Genomic DNA, 21,133 nt, shown 5'->3' with positions numbered 1-21,133 from the left:
CTGTCGCTGGCCGGATGCGTTCACATCCGGCTTTTCTTCGTTGAACTCAGGCGATGGTGACTTTGCTATCCAGATAGACATCCTGTACGGCGTTAATCAACTTCACGCCATCAGCCATCGATTTCTTAAAGGCTTTACGTCCCAGAATTAGCCCCATTCCACCGGCTCGTTTGTTGATCACCGCGGTACGAACCGCGTCGCCGAGGTCAGTGTCGCCGCCGTCCGCGCCGCCGGAGTTGATAAGCCCGGCGCGTCCCATATAGCAGTTCGCCAACTGGTAACGAACCAAATCAATCGGGTTATCGCTGGTCAGTTTGCTGTACACGCGATCGTCGGTATAGCCGAAGTTGACCGCTTTATAACCGCCATTATTCTCGGCCATTTTCTGTTTCACAATATCCGCACCAATCGTAGCGGCCAGATGGTTGGCTTGCCCCGTCAGGTCAGCGGATACATGGTAATCAACGCCGTCTTTTTTAAAGGAAGAATTACGCAGGTAAGCCCACAATACGGTCACCATACCCAGCTCATGCGCACGCTCAAAAGCGGCGGAGATCTCTTCAATCTGGCGACGGGACTGTTCCGAACCGAAATAGATCGTCGCGCCTACCGCCACGGCGCCCATATTGAACGCCTGCTCAACGCTGGCGTACAGGGTCTGATCGTACTCTGTCGGATAGCTCAATGTTTCGTTGTGATTCAGTTTGACCAAAAACGGAATACGGTGCGCATAGCGCCGTGAAACCGAGGCCAGTACGCCGTAGGTAGAGGCCACGCAGTTACAGCCGGCCTCAATCGCCAATTCAACAATATTTTTTGGGTCAAAGTAGCGCGGGTTGGCCGCAAAAGAGGCGCCGGCGGAGTGCTCCACTCCCTGATCGACGGGCAGTATCGAAAGGTATCCTGTTCCCGCCAGGCGTCCAGTATTATAGAGCGTCTGCATATTACGCAGAACGGCTGGTGGACGATTATTGTCAATCATCACCCGGTCAACGTAATCCTTGCCGGGTAGATAAAGCTGATCGGAAGGAATGGTCATACAACGATGCTGTAAAAGGCTGTCGGCGTCTTTGCCAAGCAACTGCGCAATATCAGTCATAGCTATGCTCCCGTAAGTTCCGATAGGGTATCGGAAGGTGAATAGTCCTGCCCCGCAGATTGCGGGTCGCAATAAGCCTGGTACTGACCGACCATTTTTGCCAACTTTAGCGCATTTTTTCGGCGCTATCTGCTGACTCGATTCACGTCCGAAAAAGTGTTAGATCGGTCAAAATTAATGCTCAATGGTATTTAAAAGGTATTGTCGTGGCGTACCTTACCTGTCATGAAGGATTCAAAAATGAAAACGACCTTTAAACTGTCGTTCATGATGTTCGTGGAGTGGTTTATCTGGGGCGCCTGGTTCGTCCCCCTGTGGCTATGGCTAAATAAAAGCGGGTTTTCCGCCGGTGAAATAGGCTGGTCTTATGCCTGTACCGCCATTGCGGCGATCCTGTCGCCGATTCTGGTCGGCTCCGTTACCGACCGTTTTTTCTCGGCGCAAAAAGTCCTGGCGGTACTGATGTTTGCTGGCGCCGTGCTGATGTATTTCGCGGCGCAGCAAACCACCTTTGTCGGATTCTTTCCGCTGCTTCTGGCCTATTCATTGACCTATATGCCGACCATCGCGCTGACAAACAGCATTGCCTTCGCTAACGTACCGGACGTTGAACGCGATTTTCCACGCATTCGCGTTATGGGAACCATTGGGTGGATTGCCTCCGGCCTCGCCTGTGGATTCCTGCCGCAAATGTTAGGCTATAACGATATTTCCCCCACCAACATTCCACTGCTCATAACCGCCGCAAGTTCAGCGTTGCTGGGCGTATTTGCGTTCTGTCTGCCAGACACGCCGCCAAAAAGCACCGGCAAGATGGATATTAAAGTGATGCTGGGGCTGGATGCGCTGGTCCTGCTGCGCGATAAAAACTTTCTCGTTTTCTTCTTCTGTTCCTTCCTGTTTGCGATGCCGCTGGCCTTCTACTACATCTTTGCTAACGGCTATCTGACGGAAGTGGGAATGAAGAACGCCACCGGCTGGATGACGCTCGGCCAGTTCTCTGAAATCTTCTTTATGCTGGCGCTGCCCTTTTTCACTAAGCGCTTTGGTATTAAAAAGGTATTATTGCTTGGTCTTATTACCGCCGCGATCCGCTACGGCTTTTTTGTCTATGGCGGCGCGGAGACGTACTTCACTTACGCCCTGCTGTTCCTCGGTATTTTGCTGCACGGCGTAAGTTACGATTTCTACTACGTCACCGCCTACATTTATGTCGATAAAAAAGCGCCGGTTCATATGCGTACCGCTGCGCAAGGGCTAATCACCCTCTGCTGTCAGGGATTCGGCAGCCTGCTGGGGTATCGTCTCGGCGGCGTGATGATGGAAAAAATGTTTGCTTATCCGCAACCGGTTAACGGTCTGACATTCAACTGGGCGGGCATGTGGACGTTTGGCGCAGTGATGATTGCCGTCATCGCGCTACTGTTTATGATTTTCTTTCGCGAATCGGACAAAGAGATCACTGCTATTGACGATCGCGATATTGCGTTGACACAAGGGGAAGTAAAATGAAAGCAGAACGTATTCTCGGTGCTCTTTACGGGCAAGCGTTAGGGGATGCGATGGGAATGCCCTCTGAGCTGTGGCCGAGAACGCGCGTCAAAGCGCATTTCGGCTGGATTGACCGCTTTCTGCCCGGCCCAAAAGAAAATAATGCCGCCTGCTATTTTAACCGCGCGGAGTTTACGGACGATACCGCAATGGCGCTCTGCCTGGCCGACGCGCTACTCGAATGCGAAGGCAACATTGATCCCGAGATTATTGGGCGTAACATCCTCGCCTGGGCAGAGCGCTTTGATGCGTTCAATAAAAATGTACTCGGCCCGACGTCAAAAATTGCGCTGAATGCGATTCGCGACGGCAAACCCATCGCGGCGCTGGAAAATAACGGCGTGACTAACGGCGCGGCCATGCGCATTTCGCCGTTGGGCTGCCTGTTGCCGCCAACTAACCTGACAGCCTTTATAGCAGAAGTAGCGTTAGCCTCCAGCCCGACGCATAAATCCGATCTGGCGGTGGCTGGCGCCGTGGTTGTCGCCTGGGCCGTCTCGCGAGCGGTTAACGGCGACACGTGGCAAAGTATTGCCGACTCGCTCCCCGCCATCGCCCATCAGGCGCAGACAGCGCGTATTACCACGTTTAGCGCCTCGCTATCGGCACGTCTGGAACTGGCGCTAAACATTGTCCGCCACGCCGACGGCGTCGAATCTGCCAGCGAACAGCTCTATCAGATCATCGGCGCGGGAACCAGCACCATTGAATCGGTTCCCTGTGCTATCGCCATGGTGGAACTGGCGAATACCGATCCTAACCGCTGTGCCGTGCTGTGCGCTAACCTCGGCGGCGATACCGACACTATCGGCGCGATGGCTACCGCCATTTGCGGCGCGTTGCACGGGGTAAGCGCCATTAACCCCCAGTTAAAGCAAACGCTGGACGAGGTTAATCAGCTGGATTTTGCGCGCTATGCCGTTGCGCTGGCGAGTTATCGTCAACGGCGGGAGGCACTATGAACGGCGCACGGTTGCTGACATTATTACCGACCCTGCATACCCGGCGTCCGCTCACCGTTATCGGCGCGGCAGTGATCGATATCATTGCCGACGCCTGGACATTGCCGCGTCGCGGAGGCGATATTGAACTGCAACAACAGAGCGTCAATGTCGGCGGCTGTGCGCTGAATATTGCCGTGGCATTGAAACGACTGGGGATTGACGCCAGCAATGCGCTGCCGCTGGGCCAGGGCGTGTGGGCGGAGAGGATTCGCCGCCGTCTGGCAAAAGAGGGATTATCCAGCGTGATTGACGCGGTTGAAGGAGATAACGGCTGGTGTCTGGCGTTAGTCGAACCGGATGGCGAACGCACGTTTATGTCTTTTAGCGGCGTGGAAAACCAGTGGAATGCGGACTGGCTGTCGCAGCTCAGGACACCGCGGGGCAGTCTTGTCTACCTGTCCGGCTATCAACTGGCCTCGTCCTGTGGCGAGCCACTGATCCAGTGGCTGGAAACCGTCGACGATGTCACGCCTTTTATCGATTTTGGCCCACGAATCGGTGATATTACAGACGACGCAATGGCGCGCATTATGGCCTGCCGGCCCATCGTCTCCCTCAACCGCCAGGAAGCCATCATCGCTGCGGAACGCGCCGGGCTTGCGACCGATACGCGCACTTTCGGCGAAGCATGGGTAAAACGCTTTTCCGCGCCGCTGGTGGTGCGCCACGATAAAGACGGAGCGTGGTATTTTAGCGCGCAATCTTCCGGCGTTGTACCAGCGTTTCCGGCAACCGTGGTGGATACCATCGGCGCGGGCGACAGCCATGCTGGCGGCGTGCTGGCAGGACTGGCGTCAGGCTGGCCGCTCGCGGATGCCGTACTGCTGGGAAATGCGGTGGCGAGCTGGGTGGTCGGGCATCGCGGCGGCGACTGCGCGCCCACGCGCGAGGCGCTACTCCTCGCACACAAAAACGTATAGGTCGCTACGACAATAACTGATGCTGTATTCAATAGGCCGCTGCTGCTGATCGAGCGCCACCTGCTTAATCACCAGCACCGGCACTTTACCATCCATTTGAATATGCGACTGAAACTCATCATCCGGCATCCGGGCGCTGACGCGGGATCGGGTACGCTGAGGGTAAATGTGCTGGCGACGAAAATAGTCATACAGCGAAATGCCAATCGCGTCGACATCATGAATCAGATGCGCGGGCACCCAGGACTCTTCAATCGATACCGCGTCCTCATCAACATAACGAATGCGTTTGAGTAAAAAGACGTCGCTGCCTGCGGGGATCGCCAGATGCTGCGCGACCTCATCCGGACAACTTACCACACGTTTGTTAACCCATAGCGTATCCGGTTTTTTGCCGCGCAAGACAACCTGCTGAGAAAATCCCCGCGCCTCTTTCAGGGAATATTCAAAGATATTATTGATTTGCGTACCGTAGCCGCGGGCGCGCGTAACGACCCCCTCTTCTTCCAGCGCCTGCATCGCTTTTCGTACCGTGATGCGCGAGACGCCGGTAAGCTGGCTGAGATCGCGTTCGCCAGGCAAAATATTACCGTGCTCAAGAATACCGCTGCGCACGGCATCCTTTACCGTCTGGGCGAATTTCATGTATAGCGGCGTATTATCCGCCGCTGAAATTCGTTCATTCAGTTGCGCGATGAGCCGGGTATGCGCTTGTTCCATTTATCTTTCCTGACGACGGGTCTGTAGGCAGTATACTACCACCACGCGTGGAAATGATGTACCGGACCAATGCCCTTCCCCACTTCCAGCGTGTCCGCCTGCGCCAGCGCCGCCGAAAGCCATGCCTTCGCCTCGTTTACCGTCTCTCCCCAACAGCGATGCCGGGGCCGTAACGCCGCCAGCGCCGCCGACAGCGTACAGCCCGTTCCATGCGTATTTTTGGTGTTCACACGCGGCGCGCTAAAACGTTGCTCGCCCTCACGGGTAAAGAGCCAGTCCGGGCTTTGCGCATCCTCTAAATGCCCGCCTTTCATCAATACCGCTTCACATCCCATCGCCAGTAACGCCCGCCCCTGCGCCAGCATCTCCTGTTCCGTACGCGCATGGGGCGCATCCAGCAACGCTGCGGCTTCCGGCAAATTAGGCGTAATCAGCGATACCTGCGGCAACAGCCGGACGCGTAATGTTTCTATCGCAGAGGGCGAGAGCAACGGATCGCCGCTTTTCGCCAGCATCACCGTATCCAGCACCACATTACGTACATGATGGCGCTGTAGTCGTTCCGCCACGGCCTCGACAATATCGGTTTCCGCCAGCATCCCGATTTTCGTGGTATCAATGCGCACATCGCTGAACACGGAATCAAGTTGAGCGGCGACAAAGTCCGGCTCTATCCGGTACACCGACTGTACGCCACAGGTATTTTGCGCCACCAGCGCGGTGATGACCGAACAGCCATACGCGCCCAGCGCGGAAAAGGTCTTGAGATCCGCCTGGATACCGGCCCCGCCGCTGGGATCGGTGCCGGCAATCGTCAGCGCGTTAATTCGTTGCATTGGCCGCCTCCACATCCAGATGATAGAGCGCATCAAGAAAAGCCGGGATGAAGCTACCCGGTCCTTCGCTACGCTCTGCCGCGGCCTGTCCAGCCAGTTTCATCCAGCAGCAGGCCGAAGCGACATTGTCCAGCGCGGCGCCCGGTAACGCGCAACTGGCGGCGACGACCGCCGACAACGCGCAGCCGGTGCCTACAATGCGAGTCATTAACGGATCGCCGCCGGGAATGCTCAGCGTGCGCTGACCGTTAGTGACGTAATCTATCTCTCCGGTAACCACAACGATGCAGTCTATCTGACGCGCCAGCGCCTGCGCCGCAGGCAGTGCGGCCAACGCCGCCTCGGTGGTATCTACGCCGCGTCCGCCCAGCGCCATGCCGGATAACGCCAGGATTTCCGAGGCATTGCCGCGTATTGCCGCCGGGCGCAGGGGCAAGAGATCCAGGCAAAATCGCCGACGAAATTCCAGCGCGCCCACCGCGACAGGATCAAGCGTCCACGGCGTTTTGGCATCATAAGCGCTTTCTACCGCCCCACGCATCGCGTCAGCGCGTGAGGCGGTTAATGTTCCGACATTAACCAGCAAGGCGTTGGCGATGGCGGCAAACGGTCTGGCCTCGACGGGATCAATCACCATGGCGGGTGAAGCGCCCAGCGCCAGCAGCGTATTGGCGGTAAACGTTTGTACGACGTCATTCGTCATACAGTGCGTAAGCGGGGAGAGCGCGCGAAAGTGTTTTAACGTATGCGCCGCAAGCGTGCGGCAGTGCAGGTCAGGCTGCATGGTTCAGCTCCTGCCCGCGTGAAGAAGGGACACGAGCAGTGTCAGACTTCCCTACGCTGGCATTATCCAGATCAGGTGGTACGGGTATTTCTCAGCCTTCACAAAGAAGGGCACCCCGAGTCGTCAAGCCCCACCGTGTTAAGCGGTGGTTTCGCTATTAAGCATACTGTCTGCGCCAGACAATGTAAATTTACAGTCAGCGGCGGACGATAATTTCAGTGTTATCAGATAGTTCTCAAAACCTATTCGGTTCTGGCAAACTTGCTGGCGGATATGTTGCTGCACGACGCTTTCGTTTACACTTTTTACGAAAAGGGGCGTGAGATAACAAAATAGCGCTTGTCAGATACGCCACCAGCAGAAATGATACACACGATGTTAACTGACCCGCATATGTGGAGGGTAAAAGTATGAAAAGTAAGTTGCTGCCTTGCGCGCTGTTGCTTGCAACCAGTTTTGCATGGGCCGCCCCCGCGACAACGGGCATTGATCAATATGAGTTAAAAAGTTTTATCGCCGACTTCACCCACTTCAAGCCCGGCGATACCGTTCCGCAGATGTACCGCACCGATGAGTATAATATTAAACAGTGGAAATTACGTAATCTGCCCGCGCCAGATGCCGGTACTCACTGGACCTATATGGGCGGCGCGTATGTACTGATTAACGATACCGATGGAAAAATCATCAAAGCCTATGATGGCGAGATTTTTTATCATCGATAAAAAAGCACACTCTCCGTTAAGGAGAGTGTGCTTAGCATTGATTACTGATAACTTGTAATAATATAAACACTACTTTTTACATTGCCCGGTTGGACGTTACCATATTTATAGTATTGTACACCCAGCTTCAGTTCTGAAGCTTCAGTCATTTCTTTATTATACCCTAACAGTTGCCTTTTCTCATCAGAGTTTACATGAATAATGTTATCATTAAGGAAAATTTTAAACCCAACATTTTTTGCACTATCGGCGCTTGTTAATTCATTTGCCAAATAATCTCCATTGGTTGCTGAAACGGCAGAAAAATGATAATTTACAATACTTGTCGTCATTCCCAGCCCTCCATCACATGTAAATTTCAGTGCATCAGGAAAGTATTCGACCTGAGCATTACCAGCCAACAGATCACTTAATGAAATAGGAGACAACGTAATCTCATTATTAGACAAAGAACATGTTGTCTTAGTAAAAAATATTTTTATCGGCACTTTAAAACTATATTCATGATTGGTGTTATCATGATTACAAATAGCTGCTCCATGACAATCCAATGGTTTGACTTTGATATAATTTCCTAACAAAAAAGCTTCACCTGCAGATTTGGCTTCAATACTATTATCATCTGCCTCCACTTTTACCACCTTAGCCAACACCTTGTATTTTAAGTTATTGTTTAGTTTACTGGCTTGAGAAGTCTCATTGGCTTTTTGTTTTCCTGTTTGGCTACCATCAACAAACAATGTCACATCAACATACAACCTATGTCCGCTATCATCTTTTATTTTATATCTTACAGTCTCCCCATTACCACTTGAATACGTTGTCTTAAAGCGGTTTTCTACAGCAGTCCCTCCCAAACAATGGAATCCAGAGAAAGAATCTGGAAATACCATTGATACTTCTTTTTCAAAAACATTCCTGCTATCTAATTTAATTTCAATTACATCCTCTATTTTTGTATTACTAGCAGATTCCGGATTTATAATATAACAATACGCTTGCAAATTTGAAGATATAAAAATCATAAACAACATCAATAAATATCTCATGACATTCCTCACCGACAAATATAAACTTTACTTTCATCAATCGTTTTGCCGAAAGTGATTGAGCATGAAAGTCCCTGTTGTTTATCAATCGCCACATTTATTTCCGGCGGTACTTCATTGGTGCGAATAAAGAGCTGGCTTCCCTGGCCTACCACGCCAATATTATGTCCATGAATATCCTCTACTTCGTAACCAAAGGTCAGCGGTGAACCATCGGGACGCTGCGCCCGGATATACCAAGGTTTACGTTGGTCGGTATCAAACGTCGCCAGAACGACTGCCCCCCGATATGGGGCTGTATTACGCCGATTCCCTTGCAGATCGGTTTCACTATTAGTGTTGGAGACATCCAGCATCAAGTGGTTTTCACGATACGGCGTTAAACCATCGTAGACCACCACGCCATTACGGTTGGTGGTGCGGTATTTCTGCCCATTAACATACGCTCCTTCCAGGCCCGGCGCATGCATCACGGCAAACGTTTCCGACAGTCGGTTGGCTAAATTCACGCCCCCAGACCAGGCCACCAGCCCCCCGGAAATACTGCCGCCAGTTTGCGTGTATTTAGAAGACTGACTGTAGCTACCGTTAAGCGTGGCGACCGGCGCATTCCACGTCAGATTCCCGCCAGCCGTTGTCTCGCTGTCCTGCCGTTGATGGCTGAGATTCACCCCATAGTTAAACTGATCGCGACTGCCTGCGGTGCCGGAAAGCCCGGTATTATTTGACGCAAAACCGTCATCATCAAAGGTCGTTGAGTTAGACACATACAAATGCCTGCGCGGAGCGCTAATATCATCTCCCCAATCGAACGGAATAGAGATAAAAACGTTAAAACGCTTATCTTCGTGATGATCTTCATCGTAAGTCTGGCTGGCGGAAAAGGTATAGCTAATCCGTTGCCAGCTATTGGAATAGCTCAGCTGATAATCTTTACTGTTACCGCTACGCCCCCAATAATCACGCCACAGCGTGCTCAAAGATACAGAGCCCCAGCCCTGCGGCAAAGATTGGCTGACGTTCGCCGAAAAACTGTTCTTACGACCAAAATCGTTCTGATAATAATCCGCAATGTCGTACACATCATTTTCATCACGATCATAGCTGTCTTTGTTATTGGCCCAAACGTGATCGTTAAACGTTCGGTAATCTCGTGACGAGTAACGATAGGCAGCAAGCCCAAAACGGGTGGCGGTTTGCGTCAAATACTTGTTATAGGCAATCTGGTAACTTTGCCCGTCAAACACATCACCATTGTCTTGCTTGCTATGCGATTGTGTCATATCGACGGAAATCGCGCCGATACGCGTATTCCAGCCAGTACCCAACGTAAATGCATTGTAGTTATCCGCCAGCATGGTGCCGCCGTACAGCGTTAAGAGATTATTCAGCCCGTATTGGTAGCTCATCTGCGCAAAATCGGTCTGGTTGCTGGCGCCTTCGATATGGCTACGCCCTGCCGCAAAATCATATTTTGAAACACCCGGCTGCAACATATTGGGCACCGCAGCATAGGGCACCAGATAGGTTGTTACCGATCCGTCAGCCTCTTTGATGCTAACATCAAGATCCGCACCGCCGCCTGCCAACTGTAAATCCGCAATAGAGAACGGGCCTGGCGGAACCTCTTTCTGGTAAACCACAAAACCGTTCTGTTCGATGGTGACCAGCGCGTTACTTTGCGCAATCCCCTGCACCAGCGGCGTAAAATTCTGTTTTGAGTTCGGCAGCATCTGCATATCGCGATACAGCCGTACGCCACGAAAACGCACCGCATCAAAAATATCTGATGAGGTATACATATCCCCGGCACGCAGAGTGCCCAGAATTTGCGGGATGCCGCGCTCCAGATACAGGGTGTTGCTTTTCCACTCCCCGCTGCTGTCATCGGTTTTGTTATAGCTGGCATCGGAATGCAGCTGCCAGCCCAGCAGGTTTAACCCGCTGGTGAAACGCGCGTAGGTACTTTTACTGTTGCCAGAATCCTTATAGTCGCTGTAATACTGGCTGGCATAGTACGAGGTATAGAAGGCATTAATGCCACGATCCCAGTTTTCCGGAGGAACATACCCTTGCTCAAGTTCATCGACAAACGCCTGCGGAACGCTAAGATCCAGACGAAACGTGCCAATATTCCAGGCATAACTGCCCCCTTGTACCGCCTGCTTCAAGGTTGGGCATTCATTCTGCTTGTCCAATGCTTGTATATTTATCCCCAGACGCGTTAATGCATCGCGGGATAAACAGGTGTCATCCGGATTATCCTTAACAGTAATATCATACTTACCACGCCACTGTTTATTGACGTAGATGTCAATATCATATTGGCCTGGCAGGGGTTGGTTATCATCGAGGCGAAAATCAGAAACCCTCTCACCTTTCATTCCACCCATCATAAAATTTGTATCAAACGTTTCTTCTGCGGCATGGGCGTCAATGCCGAGTAGCAACAGTAATACCGCCGAAGCAATCGGAGTCATCCTTAACATAACCAGCTCCTGTTATTTTAAGCTGACGTTATCGCTAATATAATTACCGTGATCGTCAATAATGGTCATTTTATACTGATTGGCATTAGCACTTTTTAATGCCACATCTGCACTGGAGAACGGTGCAAGCATAATACTTTCATTATTTATTTTAACACCATTAACTTTAACTTCTATTATCGTGACCCAATTAGCTGTATCATTCTGAATAGAATAACTACTAGCAGTACGTTTCATGGACAGTTTCTGAAAAGTACCTCTATTAACTGGGGCAATTCCTTTAGGCCGATAGAATAATTTGATGCGATTCTGCATGGCAAATTTCAATACATTTTTACCGGTACTATTTGGATTGTTTGGTGGAATATCCAGTACGTTGAGATAAAACAAACTTTCTTTATTATTTGGTAGCATGTTTGGCATTTTTTTAATTTTAATCTGCTGACCTGAATCCCCAGCCACCTTCGCAACAGGAGGTGTTAGCAAAAATGGAACCTTAATCTTTTCCGGTGGTAACGATGTATCTCCATCATCAATCCACGACTGAACCAATGAAGAACGCCCACCCTGATTCATTAACTGCACCAGTACTTCATTTTTCTCTGCTGGATAGATAATGCGAGTACCGTAAATAACCACACCGGCATTTGCCGTTGAAATGAAGAACAGCGAAAAAAAAGAAGTTTTTTCATGGGTAACTACCTTATAAAAGGCCGGCAGGTTATGCCGGCCTACAAATCAATTATATGCAGCTTGCAGTGTTACGGTAGCGTTCACATCCCCTGACGTTACTGCGTCAGTACCTTGCTTAGCATAATAAACATCCAGTGGAATCGTATAGATCTTATCTGAGTCAAAATCTGTGGCTCCCACGATGATATTATTTGAGCTATGATCAACAGCTTTGTTTTTATATTTCAAAGCAAAACCGACACCTTTAGCACCATCAGGTAACGTATTTCCAATTACACCTTCAGCATCTAAAGTTGGTGCCTTGACAGTAATATTCAGACTTTTTCCTTCTTCAATACCTGGGCAGTAAATTTTGAGATGTGTGGTCTGTTCCGTGATTGGTGTATAAACCGAACCGGGACTCATCGTATCAAATACATTAGTTTCAACCTGACTTAACACCACATCCTCTGAATTATTTCCTGACACAAACTGGCATGATGTTCCAACTACTGTGCCAATAATGTTTAAAGTTCCGGTATCTTCAGCAAACGCCCCAGCACTCATAAATACAGCAGACAGTACAGCAGCAGAAATAATTGAACGTTTCATAGTATCTTCCTTAATAAAATAATTTCTATTTGTTAAGAGGGTTAACCCTTGGATTTAAATTCGCACACCAAAAACGTTACTGCAATGTAAACGTGTTGTTTTATTGATTTAAAACAAGTTACAAATATCAATATAGTTGTAGCAAATAAGTGAAGGTGAGTACTATTTTAAAATCTAATAAATTAGCGTAATTAATTGACAATAATTATTTGTATCGCAAATAAAAAAAGCCTCTATCATTCATCAAAATGATAAAGGCTTAATAAACAATATATTTTCTTAGTCGTAGCGATTTAACACTATCTGTCGTGTGGAATCCCCAGGAACAGCGACAATTTCAGTAACAATGCCTTGTGCAGGAGTGGGGGTAACATTGTTAATATCTGTATGATGAAGAGTCTGACCACATCGCTGCTGCACCGTATTATTCACAACATCAGTACTGCATGTTGGTTCAACAACCCTCCCGGTAATGGTTAAGGTTGCCGTATCAGAAGCCAAAGCCTGTAAACTCATTCCATAAGCCAGAGTTATAAATCCCAAGAATAAACTTTTCTTCATTGCGTTCATTATTCCTGTTTTAAGTGGAAAACAGCGTACAAGCCATTTCTCCGTTGAATTATGTATTAACATCCCTGCTAAAACCAATTGGAATGGTAGATTAATGAGATAGGTTTGATCAATTCAAATGATGCATTGAGGCGAATTATTCAGAAAAAGGCATGGATTATACAGGCAGGATAAACAATATTACGCAGCTTTTCCATTCAATATATTCACCGCATCAATATATCATTGATACGGTGAATAATATTTAACGCCAGAAATTACACCGCGCGGAAGGCGATTTCTCCCGGAATCACTTCACCCTGCCAGTAAAGCTGTGCCGCAACGCGATCGGCCAGTTCGCGATAGATCGCGGTAAATTCGCTCTCCGGACGGCTAACCACCGTCGGCGTACCGCGATCGAGATCTTCGCGCAGACTAATATGCAGCGGCATCTGACCCAGAAGCTGAGTATGGTATTTTTCCGCCAGCTTCTGCGCGCCGCCCGTGCCGAAGATCGGTTCGTGATGGCCGCAGTTGCTACAAATATGCATACTCATATTTTCCACAATGCCGAGCACCGGCACTTCCACCTTCTCGAACATCACGATACCTTTTTTGGCGTCGATTAGCGCGATATCCTGCGGCGTAGTCACCACCACCGCGCCGGTAACAGGAATGTTCTGCGCCAGCGTTAACTGAATATCCCCGGTTCCCGGCGGCATATCCAGTACCAGATAATCCAGATCCGGCCACAGCGTCTCCTGCAACATCTGCATCAGCGCCTTACTGGCCATTGGGCCGCGCCATACCATCGCGTTATCGTCAGTCACCAGATAGCCGATCGAGTTGGTCGCCAGGCCGTGAGACATAATCGGCGCCATATGCGTACCGTCTGGCGATGTCGGGCGCTGATCTTCTGCGCCAAGCATGGTTGGGATCGACGGACCGTAAATATCGGCATCGAGAACCCCGACCTTTGCGCCTTCAGCCGCTAACGCCAGCGCCAGGTTTACCGCCGTGGACGATTTACCCACCCCGCCTTTACCGGAGCTCACGGCAATGATGTTTTTCACGCCATTAATGCCAGGCTGATTTTTGACGCGTTTCAGCGTCGCAATGTTGTACGACAGTTTCCAGTCGATCGCTTTTGCGCCTGTAATACGTAACAGATCGGCGCTGCATTGCTCTTTTAAGACCTCAAACGCGCTGTTCCAGACGAACGGCATGACCAGCTCAACGTGCAGCGTATCATCCATCCAGGCGACGTGGTGCAACGCCTTAAGCGTGGTGAGGTTATGCTTCAGGGTTGGGTGCTGAAAATTCGCCAGCGTCCCGGCGACCATCGCTCGCAGGGTGTCTGGTGATTTGGCCTGGGATTGTTCGTTCATCCCGACTCCTTTTGTAGTTCTGAAAAGTACGATTGTAACTTTGTAGTTTACTCCAGCGGTAACAATTATTCATTTACGGATAAATGCCCTTATCGCTTGGCGCAGTAATTACCATTTTGGTACTATCAAAGCCCTTTTTTACAACAGAAGAAGTAATACCCACTATGACTCAAGTCGCGAAGAAAATTCTGGTAACGTGCGCGCTGCCGTACGCCAACGGCTCTATCCACCTCGGCCATATGCTGGAGCACATCCAGGCTGATGTCTGGGTCCGTTACCAGCGAATGCGCGGCCATGAGGTTAACTTCATCTGTGCCGATGACGCTCATGGCACGCCGATCATGCTGAAAGCGCAGCAGCTTGGTATTACGCCGGAGCAAATGATCGGTGAAATGAGCCAGGAGCACCAGACCGATTTCGCCGGTTTTAATATTAGCTACGACAACTACCACTCAACGCACAGCGACGAGAATCGCGAGCTGTCCGAGTTGATTTATACGCGCCTGAAAGAGAACGGTTTTATTAAGAACCGCACTATTTCTCAACTCTACGATCCGGAAAAAGGCATGTTCCTGCCGGACCGATTTGTGAAAGGCACCTGCCCGAAATGTAAATCCGCGGACCAGTACGGCGATAACTGTGAAGTCTGCGGCGCAACTTACAGCCCGACCGAACTTATCGAGCCGAAATCCGTGGTGTCCGGCGCGACGCCGGTAATGCGTGACTCCGAGCACTTTTTCTTTGACCTACCGTCATTCAGCGAAATGCTGCAGGCGTGGACCCGCAGCGGCGCGCTGCAGGAGCAGGTGGCGAACAAAATGCAGGAGTGGTTTGAATCCGGCCTCCAGCAGTGGGACATTTCCCGCGACGCGCCGTATTTTGGTTTCGAAATCCCGAACGCGCCGGGCAAATATTTCTACGTCTGGCTGGACGCGCCGATTGGCTATATGGGCTCCTTCAAAAATCTGTGTGATAAGCGCGGTGACACGACCAGTTTTGATGAGTACTGGAAAAAAGACTCCGACGCCGAGCTGTATCACTTTATCGGCAAAGACATCGTCTATTTCCACAGCCTGTTCTGGCCTGCCATGCTGGAAGGCAGCCACTTCCGTAAGCCGACCAACCTGTTCGTTCACGGTTACGTGACGGTGAACGGCGCGAAGATGTCTAAGTCGCGCGGCACCTTTATTAAGGCCAGCACCTGGCTGAAACACTTTGACGCCGACAGCCTGCGCTACTACTACACCGCGAAGCTTTCTTCACGCATTGATGACATCGACCTGAACCTGGAAGACTTTGTCCAGCGCGTCAATGCCGATATCGTCAATAAAGTAGTCAACCTGGCATCCCGTAACGCAGGCTTTATCAATAAGCGTTTCGACGGCGTGCTGGCGGCTGAACTGGCCGATCCGCAATTGTATAAAACCTTTACTGACGCCGCTGCGGTGATTGGCGAAGCATGGGAAAGTCGTGAATTCGGCAAAGCTATCCGTGAGATTATGGCGCTGGCCGACGTCGCTAACCGTTATGTTGACGAGCAAGCGCCGTGGGTGGTGGCTAAACAGGAAGGCCGCGACGCGGACCTGCAGGCCATTTGCTCGATGGGCATCAACCTGTTCCGCGTGCTGATGACGTATCTGAAACCGGTACTGCCGACGCTTTCTGAACGCGTTGAAGCCTTCCTGAACAGCGAACTGAACTGGGATGCCATCGAACAGCCGCTGCTCGGTCACAAGGTCAACACCTTTAAGGCGCTCTACAATCGCATCGACATGAAGCAAGTTGAAGCGCTGGTTGAAGCGTCTAAAGAAGAGGTGAAAGCCGCAGCCGCGCCGGTTACCGGCCCGTTAGCCGACTTCCCGATTCAGGAAACCATCACCTTTGACGATTTCGCCAAAATTGACCTGCGCGTAGCATTGATTGAAAATGCTGAGTTCGTAGACGGTTCTGACAAATTGCTGCGCCTGACGCTGGATCTGGGCGGCGAGAAGCGTAACGTCTTCTCCGGCATTCGTTCCGCCTACCCGGACCCGCAGGCGCTGATTGGCCGCCAGACGGTAATGGTCGCCAACCTCGCGCCGCGTAAAATGCGCTTTGGCGTCTCCGAGGGAATGGTGATGGCCGCAGGACCTGGCGGGAAAGATATCTTCCTGTTAAGCCCTGATGACGGCGCGAAGCCTGGCCAACAGGTGAAATAAGCAACAAGCCGGAGCATGCTCCGGCTTTTTTAACCGCTTAATCCTGACTGGCATATCGCCCCCTCCGCGCGTTTTAACTTTTTCCTTAATAAGCAATAGCGCTAAGACTCCATATCCGGACTGCTAAATAACGGCTAAAAGTCATATTCTATCTCTCCCTGATACATTGCTATTACTGGGTTAAATTAATTCATTGAAATTATTTTAAAAACCCAATCATTATATAAAATGGAGTTTTAGATGAAAATTTCTGGCAAGTTATTGTCCGCGGCTTTGGCTTCCGTACTGGTGTTCTCTCTTGCTGGCTGTGGCGATAAAGAAGAATCAAAGACCTTTAACGCAAACCTGGCGGGGACAGAAATTTCAATTACTTACACCTATAAAGGTGACAAAATCATTAAGCAGACGTCTGAAAGTAAAATCAGCTATGCCACTGTAGGCGCTAAAACGAAAGAAGATGCCGCCAAAATTCTCGATCCGCTGAGCGCGAAATATAAAAATATCGCCGGAGTGGAAGAAAAATTAACCTATGAAGATACCTATGCCCAGGAAAACGTCTCTGTGGATATGGAAAAAGTGGACTTTAAAGCGTTACAGCAAATCTCAGGGACGATGGTGTCCGGCGATACCAGCAAAGGTATCAGCATGAAACAAACCCAGACGCTGCTGGAAGCTGCTGGTTTTAAAGAAGCGAAATAACTGGCAGGCATAATGTATTGCATCGACTGGTAAAGTCGCTCAGGGCGCTGCTTCGGCAGCGTCTTTTCTTTATGAATTCCGAAAAAAGACAGCCTCGCTGTAAGTCCCCTCGCCAAAGCCTATAATCCCTGAATTCCTGGCCACACCAATACTTAACGACAAGGAATTGTTATGCAGGTTCTACGTCTTATGGCACTGCCACTATTCGCGCTCTCTCTATCGGTTAGCATAACTGGCTGCGATCAGAAAAACGATACTCTCCAGGGAAAGCAAAATAACATGACAGCGTTTATCAAGAAGATAGCCGCTAGCAAAGAGTCAGAGGAAACACAACGCTATGTAGGTAATCTCAACGGTATTGAAATCAAGTTAACCTATTACTACAAAGGGGATATCGTTTTACGTCAAATATCTGAACATAAACTACTTTATAAGACCCTGAAAGCCAATAATAAAGAAGAAGCACAAAAAATGCTGAGTCAAGTCGGCGAAGCTTATCAGGGTATGCCGGGTTTGACTGAACGAATCGACTATTATGATAGCTATGCTACGGAATATGTGGATATTGATTTTACCCAGGCAAAAATAAGCGACCTCTGTAAATTGCCAGGATCATCAATTGACAACTGTTCCGCGTACTATCTGTCAATGATTCGCTCGCAGAAACTGTTGGAAGAGAGCGGGTATCATAGAATCAATTAGTATAATAATGCGTTTTCCCGGTCAGACAGGACGCTGCCGGGAACAATACCGCAGAATTACTTCGCCGCGTGTTCACGGGCCGCCAGACCGCGCAGAAAATAACGCATAAACTGATCGCCGCATTCGCGGAAGTTCTTATGGTCCGGCGCGCGCATCATCGCGGTGATCTCTGGCATTGAGACACGAAACAACTGACCGGTAAGTATCGCCAGGATATCATCTGTTTTTAGCGAAAAGGCAATACGCAGCTTTTTCAGCACAATATTGTTGTTGATACGACGTTCCGCCGTCAATGCAGGCGCCGCCTCATCTTTGCCGCGTTTTTCATAAATGAGGCCATTGAGAAATGAGGACAACACGATATCCGGGCAACGCTGAAACCCCTCTTCCTCTTCTTTGCACAACCAGATTGCAATCTGCTCCGGCGTAGCATCAACGTTACCCAGCGCCAGGATACGCGCCAGATCGGTATTATTAGCTTTTAAAATGTAGCGCACGCTACGCAGAATATCGTTACTCAGCATGAGGCCTTCGGTCGTTTCTATGGCAAAACGATATTCTAACAGTCTTTTACAGGCCAATCGCCTCTTTTAAACTTTTCAGATAGCGACGGCTTACCGGCACCGTCAGGCCGTTGCGTAAAATCAGCTCTGCCTGCCCATTATCCTCCAGCCGAATTTCCTGCAAATGGGCCATATTCACCAGAAACTGACGATGACAACGCAGTAGCGGCGTCCGGCTTTCCAGCGTGCGCAGCGTCAGCTCGGTAAACCCCTCTTTCCCTTCACTGCTGGTCACATAAACGCCGCTCATACGGCTACTGACAAAGGCGACATCATCCATTTGCAACAAATAGATCCGGCTGTGTCCGGTACAGGGAATGAATTTAAGCGCCTGCTGGTTTTCCGGCAACAACGAAACATCCTGTTTACTGCGCTCCTGACGCAGACGATGTAACGTTTTTTCCAGCCGTTTCTCCTCTATCGGCTTGAGCAGATAATCAAAAGCGTGTTCTTCAAAGGCTTTGATGGCGTATTCGTCAAACGCGGTTAAAAAAACGATATACGGGCGGTGTTCCGGGTCAAGCATTCCTACCATCTCCAGTCCACTGATACGCGGCATCTGAATATCCAGAAACAGCACATCAGGTCGCAGCTTATGTACCGCGCCAATCGCTTCTACCGCGTTCGCGCACTCTCCCACAATCTCAATGTCATCCTGCCCCTGGAGCAAAATCCGCAGATTTTCCCGCGCTAACGGCTCATCATCCACAATCAGCACTTTAATCATGCGTCCTCCTCCAGTGGAAGTCGTAATGTAATTCGGGTAAAACAGTCCGGCTCGCAGGCCACGCTAATACCATAATCATCGCCAAAGTGTTCGCGCAGACGTTTATCCACCAGACTCATCCCCAGCCCGCTACTGCCGGCGGAAGGCTGATACAGTCCCGCATTATCTTCAATATCTAACATCAAATGCTGCCCTTCGCGCCGGGCGCGAATAGCGACGTTGCCGGTATCAAGCAGTTGCGACGTGCCATGTTTAATGGCGTTCTCAACAATCGGCTGTAACGTAAACGCAGGCAATTTCTGACGTGAAAGCGTCGATGGAACATCAAGCTGTACCTGCAGACGCGACTGAAAGCGCGCTTTTTCAATTTGCAGATAAGCGTTCACGTGTTCAATTTCATCCGCCAGCGTGACGATTTCCGACGGGCGTTTTAAATTTTTGCGAAAAAAGGTCGACAAGTACTGCACCAGTTGGCTGGCCTGTTCGCTGTCGCGGCGAATCACCGCTTTAATGGTATTGAGTGCATTAAACAGAAAATGCGGATTCACCTGCGCGTGCAACAGCTTGATCTCTGACTGCGTCAGCAACGCCTTCTGCCGTTCATACTGTCCGGCCAGGATCTGCGCGGATAAAAGCTGCGCAATACCCTCTCCCAGGGTGCGGTTAATTGAGCTGAACAGCCGGTTTTTCGCTTCGTACAATTTAATGGTGCCCATGACTCGCTGATTTTCGCCACGCAGCGGGATCACCAGCGTCGAGCCGAGTTTACACTGCGGGTGTAGCGAACAGCGGTACGGCACTTCGTTGCCATCGGCATAAACCACCTCTCCGGTTTCAATTGCTTTCAGCGTATAACCTGATGAAATGGGTTTGCCCGGTAGATGGTGATCGTCGCCAATACCGGTAAAAGCCAGCAGTTTTTCGCGATCGGTGATGGCGACGGCGCCAATATCCAGCTCCTGATATAACACCTGCGCCACCTTCATACTGTTCACTTCGTTAAATCCCTGACGCAGAATCCCCTCCGTTGACGCGGCGACCTTCAGCGCGGTAGCAGAAAATGCCGAAGTATATTTTTCGAACATGGCGCGCTTATCGAGCAAAATACGCATGAACAGCGCGGCGCCAACGGTATTCGTCACCATCATCGGCGCGGCAATATTACTGACCAGATGCAGGGCATCGTCAAACGGCCTGGCTATCAGTAAAATGATCAGCATCTGCACCAGTTCGGCAATACACGTAATTGCTCCCGCCGTCAGCGGGCTAAACACTTTGTCCGGGCGTCCGCGACGTATGAGAACGCTGTGTACCAACCCGCCCAGCAGCCCTTCGACGATGGTGGAAATCATACAGCTCAGCGCCGTCATGCCGCCCATAGAATACCGATGTAACCCACCGGTCAGACCGACCAGCCCGCCGACGACCGGCCCGCCGAGTAGGCCGCCCATCACCGCGCCAATTGCGCGGGTATTGGCAATCGAATCTTCGATATGCAGCCCAAAATAAGTGCCCATGATGCAGAAGATAGAAAACGTGACGTAACACAGAAGCTTGTGCGGCAGACGAACCGTGACCTGCATAAGCGGGATGAACAGACGCGTTTTACTCATTAGCCACGCAATGACCAGAAACACGCACATCTGCTGAAGCAGCAGCAACACCAGATTAAACTCGTACATACCCGCAAACCACACTTCAATTAAAAGCGCGTAACATACATTGAGTACGATTAACTTTCTTTGAACTGTTGCATAAAAATATGAATTCGTGAATACGATCACTTAAACACCCCGCCGCAACCCGCTACTTCGCGTTTTAATGCATAAAAAACAGGCAAAACTTC

At 50.3% G+C, this 21,133-nt stretch carries 20 protein-coding genes and 1 riboswitch; of the genes, 7 read left to right on the top strand and 13 right to left on the bottom strand.

All coding sequences use genetic code 11. From position 1 onward, the window contains the following. Nucleotides 1-46 precede the first annotated feature (46 nt). Nucleotides 47-1,099, bottom strand: a complete 1,053-nt coding sequence (gene fbaB / locus NBA72_RS19885; RefSeq protein WP_000129590.1) for a class I fructose-bisphosphate aldolase — start codon at nucleotides 1,097-1,099, stop codon at nucleotides 47-49. 240 nt (nucleotides 1,100-1,339) lie between these two features. Between fbaB and NBA72_RS19880 the strand changes: the two genes are divergently transcribed. The 3 genes from NBA72_RS19880 to NBA72_RS19870 are packed head-to-tail and all read left to right on the top strand — an operon-like array spanning nucleotide 1,340 to nucleotide 4,574. After that, complete coding sequence (locus tag NBA72_RS19880; protein ID WP_000858698.1) at nucleotides 1,340-2,611, top strand: nucleoside permease; 1,272 nt, start codon at nucleotides 1,340-1,342, stop codon at nucleotides 2,609-2,611. Beyond that, nucleotides 2,608-3,612 carry an ADP-ribosylglycohydrolase family protein gene (locus NBA72_RS19875; protein WP_010835118.1) on the top strand — a complete coding sequence of 335 codons (1,005 nt, stop codon included), beginning with the start codon at nucleotides 2,608-2,610 and terminating at the stop codon, nucleotides 3,610-3,612. Before NBA72_RS19880 ends, NBA72_RS19875 begins: the two co-directional genes overlap by 4 nt. Next, a complete protein-coding gene (locus NBA72_RS19870) occupies nucleotides 3,609-4,574 on the top strand; it encodes a PfkB family carbohydrate kinase (RefSeq protein ID WP_001012652.1) in 966 nt (321 codons plus the stop codon). Before NBA72_RS19875 ends, NBA72_RS19870 begins: the two co-directional genes overlap by 4 nt. On the opposite strand, the gene NBA72_RS19865 is transcribed toward NBA72_RS19870, so the two are convergent. Genes NBA72_RS19865 through thiM form a run of 3 tightly spaced genes read right to left on the bottom strand, consistent with a single transcriptional unit; the run spans nucleotide 4,548 to nucleotide 6,914 of the window. After that, nucleotides 4,548-5,294: a GntR family transcriptional regulator gene (locus NBA72_RS19865; protein WP_000434062.1), complete on the bottom strand. Its 747-nt coding sequence runs from the start codon at nucleotides 5,292-5,294 to the stop codon at nucleotides 4,548-4,550. The two genes, NBA72_RS19870 and NBA72_RS19865, sit on opposite strands and share 27 nt — an antisense overlap. A 35-nt stretch (nucleotides 5,295-5,329) precedes the next feature. Then, nucleotides 5,330-6,130 (bottom strand): bifunctional hydroxymethylpyrimidine kinase/phosphomethylpyrimidine kinase, encoded by an 801-nt coding sequence (gene thiD / locus NBA72_RS19860; protein ID WP_001188955.1) that lies wholly within the window; start codon nucleotides 6,128-6,130, stop codon nucleotides 5,330-5,332. Beyond that, entirely contained in the window at nucleotides 6,117-6,914 is a 798-nt protein-coding gene (gene thiM / locus NBA72_RS19855; protein ID WP_023218961.1) for a hydroxyethylthiazole kinase, read from the bottom strand. Before thiM ends, thiD begins: the two co-directional genes overlap by 14 nt. Before the next feature lie 31 nt (nucleotides 6,915-6,945). Beyond that, nucleotides 6,946-7,042, bottom strand: a riboswitch (TPP riboswitch). A gap of 282 nt (nucleotides 7,043-7,324) precedes the next feature. On the opposite strand from thiM, the gene rcnB reads away from it, so the two are divergent. Further along, nucleotides 7,325-7,639, top strand: a complete 315-nt coding sequence (gene rcnB / locus NBA72_RS19850; protein ID WP_000837534.1) for a Ni(II)/Co(II) efflux transporter accessory subunit RcnB — start codon at nucleotides 7,325-7,327, stop codon at nucleotides 7,637-7,639. Nucleotides 7,640-7,680: 41 nt separating this feature from the next. On the opposite strand, the gene NBA72_RS19845 is transcribed toward rcnB, so the two are convergent. The 6 genes from NBA72_RS19845 to apbC form a co-directional block, all read right to left on the bottom strand. Then, entirely contained in the window at nucleotides 7,681-8,688 is a 1,008-nt protein-coding gene (locus NBA72_RS19845) for a fimbrial protein (protein ID WP_042949022.1), read from the bottom strand. An 8-nt stretch (nucleotides 8,689-8,696) separates the two neighbouring features. Then, a complete protein-coding gene (locus tag NBA72_RS19840) occupies nucleotides 8,697-11,177 on the bottom strand; it encodes a fimbrial biogenesis outer membrane usher protein (RefSeq protein ID WP_000945356.1) in 2,481 nt (826 codons plus the stop codon). 12 nt (nucleotides 11,178-11,189) lie between these two features. Next, on the bottom strand, nucleotides 11,190-11,846 hold the full coding sequence (locus NBA72_RS19835; RefSeq protein ID WP_031607803.1) for a fimbria/pilus periplasmic chaperone: 657 nt from the start codon (nucleotides 11,844-11,846) through the stop codon (nucleotides 11,190-11,192). 69 nt (nucleotides 11,847-11,915) lie between these two features. After that, nucleotides 11,916-12,461 (bottom strand): fimbrial protein, encoded by a 546-nt coding sequence (locus NBA72_RS19830; protein WP_000830494.1) that lies wholly within the window; start codon nucleotides 12,459-12,461, stop codon nucleotides 11,916-11,918. A gap of 279 nt (nucleotides 12,462-12,740) precedes the next feature. After that, the gene (locus NBA72_RS19825; protein WP_001543027.1) at nucleotides 12,741-13,022 is read right to left on the bottom strand and encodes a DUF2574 family protein; all 282 of its coding nucleotides are present in this window, start codon (nucleotides 13,020-13,022) and stop codon (nucleotides 12,741-12,743) included. 266 nt (nucleotides 13,023-13,288) lie between these two features. Beyond that, a complete protein-coding gene (gene apbC / locus NBA72_RS19820) occupies nucleotides 13,289-14,398 on the bottom strand; it encodes an iron-sulfur cluster carrier protein ApbC (RefSeq protein ID WP_001005424.1) in 1,110 nt (369 codons plus the stop codon). A 164-nt stretch (nucleotides 14,399-14,562) separates the two neighbouring features. On the opposite strand from apbC, the gene metG reads away from it, so the two are divergent. The 3 genes from metG (at nucleotide 14,563) to NBA72_RS19805 (ending at nucleotide 17,997) form a co-directional block, all read left to right on the top strand. Continuing rightward, entirely contained in the window at nucleotides 14,563-16,596 is a 2,034-nt protein-coding gene (gene metG, locus NBA72_RS19815) for a methionine--tRNA ligase (protein WP_000195334.1), read from the top strand. A 240-nt stretch (nucleotides 16,597-16,836) separates the two neighbouring features. Beyond that, nucleotides 16,837-17,295, top strand: coding sequence for a YehR family lipoprotein (locus tag NBA72_RS19810; protein WP_000703137.1), 459 nt, complete (start codon nucleotides 16,837-16,839; stop codon nucleotides 17,293-17,295). A gap of 171 nt (nucleotides 17,296-17,466) precedes the next feature. Beyond that, nucleotides 17,467-17,997: a YehR family lipoprotein gene (locus NBA72_RS19805; RefSeq protein WP_001197951.1), complete on the top strand. Its 531-nt coding sequence runs from the start codon at nucleotides 17,467-17,469 to the stop codon at nucleotides 17,995-17,997. A gap of 56 nt (nucleotides 17,998-18,053) precedes the next feature. On the opposite strand, the gene NBA72_RS19800 is transcribed toward NBA72_RS19805, so the two are convergent. Genes NBA72_RS19800 through NBA72_RS19790 form a run of 3 tightly spaced genes read right to left on the bottom strand, consistent with a single transcriptional unit; the run spans nucleotide 18,054 to nucleotide 20,969 of the window. After that, a complete protein-coding gene (locus NBA72_RS19800) occupies nucleotides 18,054-18,521 on the bottom strand; it encodes a DUF1456 family protein (RefSeq protein WP_042949021.1) in 468 nt (155 codons plus the stop codon). 46 nt (nucleotides 18,522-18,567) lie between these two features. Next, nucleotides 18,568-19,287 carry a two-component system response regulator BtsR gene (gene btsR, locus NBA72_RS19795; RefSeq protein WP_000598637.1) on the bottom strand — a complete coding sequence of 240 codons (720 nt, stop codon included), beginning with the start codon at nucleotides 19,285-19,287 and terminating at the stop codon, nucleotides 18,568-18,570. Beyond that, nucleotides 19,284-20,969 (bottom strand): sensor histidine kinase, encoded by a 1,686-nt coding sequence (locus NBA72_RS19790; RefSeq protein WP_000272845.1) that lies wholly within the window; start codon nucleotides 20,967-20,969, stop codon nucleotides 19,284-19,286. Before NBA72_RS19790 ends, btsR begins: the two co-directional genes overlap by 4 nt. Nucleotides 20,970-21,133: the final 164 nt, after the last annotated feature.

The sequence above is a fragment of the Salmonella sp. NW1250 genome, from assembly GCF_051812965.1.
GTDB lineage: Bacteria > Pseudomonadota > Gammaproteobacteria > Enterobacterales > Enterobacteriaceae > Salmonella > Salmonella enterica.
This window is presented reverse-complemented; position numbering and strand designations above follow the sequence as displayed.